The organism is Streptomyces sp. NPDC058683, assembly GCF_042716195.1.
GTDB lineage: Bacteria > Actinomycetota > Actinomycetes > Streptomycetales > Streptomycetaceae > Streptomyces.
Map to the genome: position 1 here is coordinate 95,255 of NZ_JBHXSK010000045.1, position 7,921 is coordinate 103,175.

Sequence of the window (7,921 nt, forward strand, 5' to 3'; positions counted from 1 at the left end):
CAGGGCCTGCGGCGGCCGGATCAGGCCGAGACGCGGGAGCGTTGCGGCTCGCGCGGGGCGGGTACCTCCACTGCGGCCTCCTCGCACTGCATCGCCCGCGGCAACCGCAGTGCCATCACCGCGCCGAGCAGCAGCAGTCCCGCGCTCACCAGCAGCGTCACATGCAGACCGTGCACGAAGGAGTCCCGCGCCGCGTGGCGCAACGCCGCGCCCGTCGGCCCGCCGAGCCGCCCGGCGACCTCGTAGGCCTCGCCGAGCGAATGCCCCGCCGCGGCGGACGCCGACTCCGGCACCCCGGGCACCCGGGACAGCCCCGGCGCGTACGCCGCGTTCATCACACTGCCGAGAAGCGCGATCCCGATGCCCGCCCCCAGCTGGTACGAGGTCTCGCCGATCGCCGCCGCCCCACCGGCCTGCGCCGCCGGCGCCTCGCTCAGCATCGACTCGTACGCCCCGAAGAGCGTGGTCTCCAGACCGAAGCCGAGCAGCACGAAGCCGAACAGCAGCAGGCCCGCGTTGTCCACCCCGCCCATCGCCGTCAGCGTCAGCACCGCCGCCGCGGTCAGGCAGAAGCCGAAGCACACCATCCGGCGCGGCCCGAAGCGCCGCAGCAGCCGCGCCCCGGCCAGCCCGGCCGCCATCGCGGCGAGCGTCAGCGGCAGCAGTCGCAGCCCCGTCTGCAACGGCGAGAGGCCCAGTACCAGTTGCAGATACTGCGCGGCGATCAGTTCGAGACCGACCAGCGCGAGCATCGCCAGCACGATGCAGCCCACCGCCGTACTGAACGCCGGCCGCGCGAACATCTTGAGGTCCACCAGCGGGAACGTACGCCGCCGTTGCCGTCGTACGAACAGGAACAGGAGCAGCGCGCCGAGCACCAGCGGCGCCGTCGTGAGCGCGTCGGCGGCCGGTTCGCCGCTGCCCAGCCGCTTCACGGCGAACACCACGCCGAACAGCCCGGCCGCCGCCATCAGGGCGCCCACGACGTCCCAGGGGCCGTTGCGGTCGCCGCGGGACTCGGGGAGGAGAAGCCGCCCCACCGGAAGACTGACCAGCATCAGCGGGATGTTGACCAGGAAGACCGAGCCCCACCAGAAGTGTTCGAGCAGGAAGCCGCCCAACAGCGGCCCGACGGCCGCGCCGACCGCCGCCACCGCGCTCCAAATGCCGATGGCGAGGGCCCGTTCACGGCGGTCGGGGAAGACCTGCCGGAGGATCGACAGCGTCGCCGGCATGATCATCGCACCGCCGACGCCGAGCAGCGCCCGGGCCCCGATCAGCGCCTCGGCGCTCGGCGCGACGGCGGCCACCGCGGAGGCGACTCCGAACAGGGCGTATCCGAGGAGCAGGACGCGCCGCCGGCCCACGCGGTCGCCCAGCGTGCCGAAGAGGATCAGCAGCGAGGCGCAGACCAGCGGGTAGATGTCGACGATCCAGAGCAGTTCCATGGCGCCGGGCTTGAGGTCCTCGGTGACGGCCGGCACCGCGACATGCAGCACGGTGGCATCGAGGGCGACCAGCAGCAGGCTGACGCAGAGGACGACGAGGACGACCCACCGGTTGACACCGGCCCCGGCACCGGTCGCCCGACGGCGCGGACGTACGGCTGCCGTGGTCGTCCCGGACATGTACGTACCTCCCAGATGATCCCTCGCGCGGGGCGGATCGGCGGGGCGGGGACTCCCCGTCGTACGGCCGGAGAGGAGCGGGGTCTCCGGCCCGCGCATACGAACGCGAGTGACACGTCAGCGTACGCGAGTTCGTTCCGGGGGCACGTGGCGGACCTCTCACACTCTCGACAGAACTCGTGTGGCGTACGCCACTGACCCCGCTGTGCACCACGCCCGGACGAGCCCCTCGGTTCCGCGTCCCGTCGATAATCGAGCCCGTGACCGATCTTGAAACGCCCGTGGCGGCACCGCGCGTCCCAGCCCTGCGCCGGGCGGCGCCGGCCCTGCTCGGGTACGCCGCCGTGCGTGTCCTGGGCCTGCTCGCGCTGGCCGTGTGGAGCGGGGCGCGCGGCAAGAGCGCGTACACCTTGTTGACGGCGCGCTGGGACTCGCTGTGGTACACGCGGGTCGCCGAACTCGGGTACGGCTACGAGGTGCGGCTGCCGAACGGCGATGTCCACTCCAACCTGGCCTTCTTCCCGCTGCTGCCCTGGCTGGAGCGCCTGCTGCACGCGCTCACGCCCCTCTCCTACGCCGGGGCGGGCCTCACGGTCGGTCTGCTCGCCTCGCTCGCCGCGGCCTGGGGGATCTTCGCGGTCGCCGACTTCGTGTACGGCCCGCGGGTCGGCACTTGCGCGGTGCTGCTGTGGGCCGTGCTGCCGGTCGGGATCGTGCAGTCGATGGCGTACAGCGAGTCGCTGTTCACGGCGCTGGCCGCCTGGTCGCTGTACGCCGTGCTGACCGGCCGCTGGGTGACCGCGGGCGTGCTGGCCGCGCTGGCGGGGCTGACCCGGCCGGTGGGGCTCGCCGTGGTGGCGGCGGTGTGGACGGCGGGCGTGGTCTCGTTCGTGCGGGATCGGAGCGGGGGCGTGCAAGACCGTAGCGAGAAGCACGCACCCGGCGCGCACGATGACGGACGCGCCCCGGAGCCGTCCAGCGCCGCCCGCGCCCGGCGCGTCCCGCAGACAACCGGCGCGCCCCACACCGCACGCGCCCCTCACACGACACGCACCCCTGGCACCACAGGCACCGCACACCCCTCCGGCGCGCCTGCCTGGCGCCGCGTCCTCGGCATGCTCCTCGCCCCCGTCGGCGCCGCCGCCTATGTCCTGTGGGTCGGCCACCGCACCGGGAAGGGCCCGCTCGGCTATCTGGACGTCCAGGCGGGCTGGCGCAACGGCTTCGACGGCGGCTATGCGTTCGCACGCTTCGTCGCCGACAAGTTCACGTCATTTCCGTCTGCTCTGGCCGGAGCAGGTTTGATCGCCGGCGTCTGCCTGCTGCTGTGGCTCTACGTGATCGGCGTCCGGCAGCGGCAACCGTTCCCCCTGCTGGTCTACACGGGTGTCGTCCTCGCGCTCGCGCTGTGCGCGTCGAGCTACTTCGGCTCCAAGCCGCGCCTGCTGATGCCGGCCTTCCCGGTGCTGCTGCCGCTCGCCCGAGCCCTCGCCCGGGCACGCACCAGCAGATCCGCGCTGGTCACGGCCTGTGTGGCGGCAGCCTCGGCGACATATGGCGCGTTCTGGCTGAACGGCTCCGGGCCACCATGATCATCGCCGACCCGAGGGTGAGCAGCCGGGGGATTCCACACCACGCTTTGGTTAACGAATTCATAAGTGCCATAAAACGGCCGCCCGGCATGATCAAAGGAATTGAAGGGCAGGCGCACCGAGGATTACGGAATCCTTAGAATTCGGAGACCTCCTGAGAGGTTTCCCACATCACATCGTCATCACAAAGCCGCAGTTTCGACCGGGAACAGAGCTCACTCGCTGTAACGTCGATTGGGTGCGTACCGAACGAAACCTCACCCGTCTGGACCGGGTGTTCGCCAGGCTGGACCGTGAGCCGGAACGACCGGCCCACATTGATGTGCCGAAGATGAGCCGGCACCGGGTCGTGTTGTTCACCGCGACCCTCGCCTTCTACCTGGCGATCGTGTGGGCCGTCGTGATCACGTCCTGGCTGGTCCGGCTCGACTGGCAGGTCATGTTCTTCCGGCCGTACCAGCAGTGGTCGGAAATCCACTGGTTCGTCGACTACTACGTGGTCCTCGGCCAGCGCGGCCCGACCGCCGTGATGGTCGCGGCCTGGCTGGGCTGGCGCTCGTGGCGGCAGCACACCCTGCGCCCGATGCTGACGCTCGGCGCCTCCCTGCTGCTGCTCAACATCACGGTCGGCGCCGCCAAGCTCGGCATGGGGCGCCTCGGACCGCACTACGCGACCGTGATCGGCTCGAACGAGATGGGCCTGGGCGGCGATATATTCCCCAGCGGCCACACCGCCAACGCCGTGGTGACCTGGGGAATTCTGGCGTATCTGGCCTCCACCCCGAGAGCCCGCCGGTGGCTGTCCGCGGCCTCCGCGGTCACCTCGCTCGGCGTCGGCATGTCCACCGTCTACCTCGGTACGCACTGGCTGAGCGACGTGTTGCTGGGCTGGGCCGCGGGGCTGCTGATCCTGCTGGCGCTGCCGTGGTGCGAGCCGTTCATCGCCCGCGCCGAGGCCTGGCTCTTCGACCTGCGCGACCGCTGGCGTGCCCGCGGCGGCGGTACGGTCCCCGTGCCCGCGCCCGTCCCGGTCGCCCCGGTGGCGCTCAAGCCGCGTACGGCGCCCGCCGAGGACGCGCCGGCACCGGAGCGCGAGCCGGTCTCCTCGGCCCGCTCGCCCCGGGCCCCGATCCATCTCGCGCCCGGCCCGCACACGGCCCGCTCGGAGCGCACCCCGGTGACCCCGGCGGGCAGCCGCCGCCCCCAGCACCCCGAGCGCCAGCCGCGCGGCGGCGGCGCCGCCCAGCCGGCCCGCCCGCTGACGGGCGGCTGACGGCCGTACGGACGCGACAGCACGGCAGCCCGGTACGCACAGCCGGTACGCACGGCGAAGGCCCCGGTTCCCCACTCTGGGAACCGGGGCCTTCGCCGTCCTGCCGTCAGCCCTTCCAGGCGCGCGCCACGACGCCGTCCCGTACCTCGAAGTTGAGCCGTCCCGCCCGGTACTCCATGGTGATGATCGCGCCCGGCGGCAGCGAGCGCACCGTCGGCCACCCCCGCTGCCGGGCGAGTTGTTCCGCGTCGCCCGCGTCGAGGCCTACGTACCCCTGCGGGCTGTCCTGGGGCTCCTTCGGCGGAGCCGGATTCGGTGCCATGCGGCCACGCTAGGCCGCTTCCGGCGGGGACGGAAGTCGATCTCGGCCGGCGAAGTCCGTTGTCCGTCTCCGGTCACGCTTCTGTCACAGAATCACGACACGCGTTTCGGTCGAACTCTGTCACACGTACGGGCGGTTCAGTACGCCTTCCTGGCGCATTCCCGTGCAATTCCCTGATGCCGGTAGGGTCTTCCGAAAAGCAAGCCGGAAAGAAGCGGAAGTACGGATCAGGGGTGCTCGGGGGAGCCCATTCCATTCCGAATCGGCGGGCCGACGGGGAAGCTGACACCGCATAAGAGTTTCACTGCTTCGGCACAGAACCCGCGTACGGCGCCGGGCCGGGCCCGGTTCCGGCAGCGTGAGGCGCCGTGAACTCGAAGCCCCGCGCCCTCGCCTGAATCAGCCTCACAACGCACCGGGCCCCGCCCGGTCGGGACCGGGCGGGGCGTGACGGTGCGGGGCAGGGGCGCGCGTCAGAGCGCGAGGCGCTGCCCGGGCACGATGAGGTTCGGGTCGTCGCCGATGACGGCCTCGTTGGCGGCGTACAGGCGCTGCCAGGTGGTGCCGTGGCGCTCGGCGATCTCACTCAGGGTGTCGCCCGCACGGACGGTGTAGTCGCCCCGGGCGGAGTCACGTCCGGTGTGGGCCGTCGGGCGCTGCGCCTTCTTCTGCGCAGGGGCCGACTTGGTGGTGTTCGACTCGGCGGCCGACCCCCCGGTCGACCTGGTGGCCGACTCGGTGCTGCTCTTCGTGGTCGCCGAGGCGCCCTCGGGCGCCGAACCGGTCGCTCCGGCCCGCGCCGAGCAGACCGGCCACGCGCCCCAGCCCTGGGCCTGCTGAACCTTGGTGGCAACGGCTATCTGCGCTTCCCTGGAGGCCTGGTCGGCCGTCGACGCGTAGGCGGTGCCGCCGTACGCGCGCCAGGTGGAGGCGGAGAACTGGAGTCCGCCGTAGTAGCCGTTGCCGGTGTTGATGTGCCAGTTGCCGCCGCTCTCGCACTGGGCGATGCGGTCCCACACTCCGTTGTCCGCCGCCTCGGCGTTGCCGGTCGCGGCCAGCAGGCCCAGCGGGGCCAGCAGCACCGCTCCGGCCAAAGCCGCCGTCGTACGGCCCTTGCGGGAGCCGTTCTTGGCGACGGTCTCACGGGTGGTATCGGCACACTCGGACATGTATTTCCCTCTCCACATACCCGGGCTCCCCCAAGCGTGACGCGGTCCCCGCGCGATGGACGCGGTTCGTCGCGCTCGCCCCGTCCGCCGCGGCCGGTACTGCGATGGTGCTCTGCCTGGTGCCGGCCGGCGGACGTACCCGAGCGGTGCTCGTTGCACACGGCGGAGGAATCTAGAGATCGGGAACGCCCGAAATCAACCAACTCCCCGTCAGGCCAGGCCAGTTCGAGGTTACCGGGGGTAGCGGAGATTTTCGGCCACCCACTACATTCCCTGATTTCATGATTTGTCTACCATGTGATCGATGGATCTGTGATTCACTTCACGGCGTCAAATTCCTTTGGCTTGCGAAGAGTTGACGGTGAGTGCCGGATTCCGCACGTCGGGTGACCCTGCGCAGCGGATGGGTGGATCCCGATCCCCCGGGGGCGTGACCACCACCACAGATCACCCGTTGTCTTCTTCATGAGCCCGCAACCCCCTGGGGCTCATGGACCGGGATCCACCCGGGCCTTCACGCACCGCATCCCGAGGGAGCCACCGTGCCGCGCATGCTCGACGTCAGCGACGAGGTACGCGCCGAGATCGGCGACGAAGAAGCCGACCGGCTGCTCGCCGGAGACAACGCCCCCGGCAGTTACGACTGCACGTCCTGCCGTACCCCGGGCGACTCCGAACAGGAGCGCACCAGCACCGTCCTGTTCATCGGGGACGAGACCGCCGTCCTCGCCTTCGCCCACGCCGGCTGCCTGCCCTCGCAGGTCGTCCAGGTCACCGAGGAGCAACTGCAGGGCGCGGTCCGCTCCATCAGCGGCGACAGCGCGCCCGGCGGCGGGCCGCAGCGGTCCGTGCCCGAGCAGGCGGTGCTCGGGGTGACCAGCGGGCTCGTGCTGATCGCCGGGGAGCTGCACCCGGCGCTCGTCGTCGAGCCGACCTCGCCGATCGTGCGGCCGGGCACGGACGGGGTGGGCGACGACTTCCTGCCGCTCCTCATCGAACAGGGCTTCATGCCGGTGACGGAACTGGCCGCGGTGCCGCCGGTGCTGCACGGCTGGTCGGTGCTGCTGGCGGTGGGCCAGCTGCACGCGGTGCTCCAGCCGGGGAACAACGGCGGGCAGCCGGTGGCCTGGTGGCAGGCGCACCAGCCGTTGCAGGTGACCGACGGGTGGCGGGCGGCGGCCAACAAGCACCAGCAGGTGCTGATGTTCGCGGCGCCGGTCGGGTCGATCGGACGCCAGCCCCGGGAGGATCTGCTGCGCGACGCGCTCGACAAGGCCGCGGCGAACGGGAAGCTGGTGGCGGCGGCGCTTCCACTCGCGGGCGTCTGAGGGGCGCCCAGGGGGCAGAAGGCGCCGGTCTCGTCGGCGGGTGCGGGTGCATCGTGGCTGGTCGCGCCCACGCGGCGGAGCCGCATGTCTGATGCGGCCCCGCGCCCCTAACGGAGCGCTGCACAGCCGCATCTCTTTGGTGACCCGGTCGTTTGGACATACGTGCACGCATACGACTTTCCGCCCCGCCGGCCGTCCTTTGCCACTGTTCCGTCCGCTCGGGCGGGACAGGAGAGCCTGGGCGCGCTCTCGGCCACTCCGATCTACGACTCGCTCTACACGGAGTGGGTCAAGGCCTTCCGTACGCTGCCGGGCGACCGCAGCGGTGAGGAGGGGATGGGGTTCGTCGCCTTCGGGACGGCCCCGTTCAGCACCGGCACGTACGGTCTGGGGATGTACGGGGGGAACTCGTACAGCGCGTACAGCGCGGGCGCCTACAGCGCCCGGCACGGCGGTGAACATCCGCAGCCCCCGCAGTGGCAGCGGGTCGGGACGCTCGGGCGCTCCCATGACACCGGGATGATCCCCGTGCCGGCGGCGCTTCCACCGGGACCGCGCCGGGGTCAGTGACGTACGCCCGAGGGGCGGCCACCGATGACGGTGGCCGCC

The 7,921-nt window shown here is 71.5% G+C and carries 7 protein-coding genes; 4 read left to right on the forward strand and 3 right to left on the reverse strand.

Annotation, left to right across the window (positions count from 1 at the left end; all coding sequences use genetic code 11):
• Positions 1 to 20 precede the first annotated feature (20 nt).
• On the reverse strand, positions 21 to 1,628 hold the full coding sequence (locus ACFWXC_RS38900) for an MFS transporter (protein WP_384486464.1): 1,608 nt from the start codon (positions 1,626 to 1,628) through the stop codon (positions 21 to 23).
• Between the two features lie 260 nt (positions 1,629 to 1,888).
• Here ACFWXC_RS38900 and ACFWXC_RS38905 point away from each other — a divergent pair, with 260 nt between their 5' ends.
• Positions 1,889 to 3,220: a mannosyltransferase family protein gene (locus ACFWXC_RS38905; RefSeq protein WP_384486466.1), complete on the forward strand. Its 1,332-nt coding sequence runs from the start codon at positions 1,889 to 1,891 to the stop codon at positions 3,218 to 3,220.
• 238 nt (positions 3,221 to 3,458) lie between these two features.
• On the forward strand, positions 3,459 to 4,493 hold the full coding sequence (locus ACFWXC_RS38910; RefSeq protein WP_384486468.1) for a phosphatase PAP2 family protein: 1,035 nt from the start codon (positions 3,459 to 3,461) through the stop codon (positions 4,491 to 4,493).
• 106 nt (positions 4,494 to 4,599) lie between these two features.
• On the opposite strand, the gene ACFWXC_RS38915 is transcribed toward ACFWXC_RS38910, so the two are convergent.
• Positions 4,600 to 4,815, reverse strand: coding sequence for an I78 family peptidase inhibitor (locus ACFWXC_RS38915; RefSeq protein WP_351699538.1), 216 nt, complete (start codon positions 4,813 to 4,815; stop codon positions 4,600 to 4,602).
• Between the two features lie 473 nt (positions 4,816 to 5,288).
• Positions 5,289 to 5,984, reverse strand: coding sequence for a transglycosylase family protein (locus tag ACFWXC_RS38920; protein WP_384486470.1), 696 nt, complete (start codon positions 5,982 to 5,984; stop codon positions 5,289 to 5,291).
• A gap of 542 nt (positions 5,985 to 6,526) precedes the next feature.
• Between ACFWXC_RS38920 and ACFWXC_RS38925 the strand changes: the two genes are divergently transcribed.
• Entirely contained in the window at positions 6,527 to 7,312 is a 786-nt protein-coding gene (locus ACFWXC_RS38925) for a hypothetical protein (RefSeq protein ID WP_384486472.1), read from the forward strand.
• A gap of 162 nt (positions 7,313 to 7,474) precedes the next feature.
• Positions 7,475 to 7,882 (forward strand): hypothetical protein, encoded by a 408-nt coding sequence (locus ACFWXC_RS38930; RefSeq protein WP_384486474.1) that lies wholly within the window; start codon positions 7,475 to 7,477, stop codon positions 7,880 to 7,882.
• Positions 7,883 to 7,921: the final 39 nt, after the last annotated feature.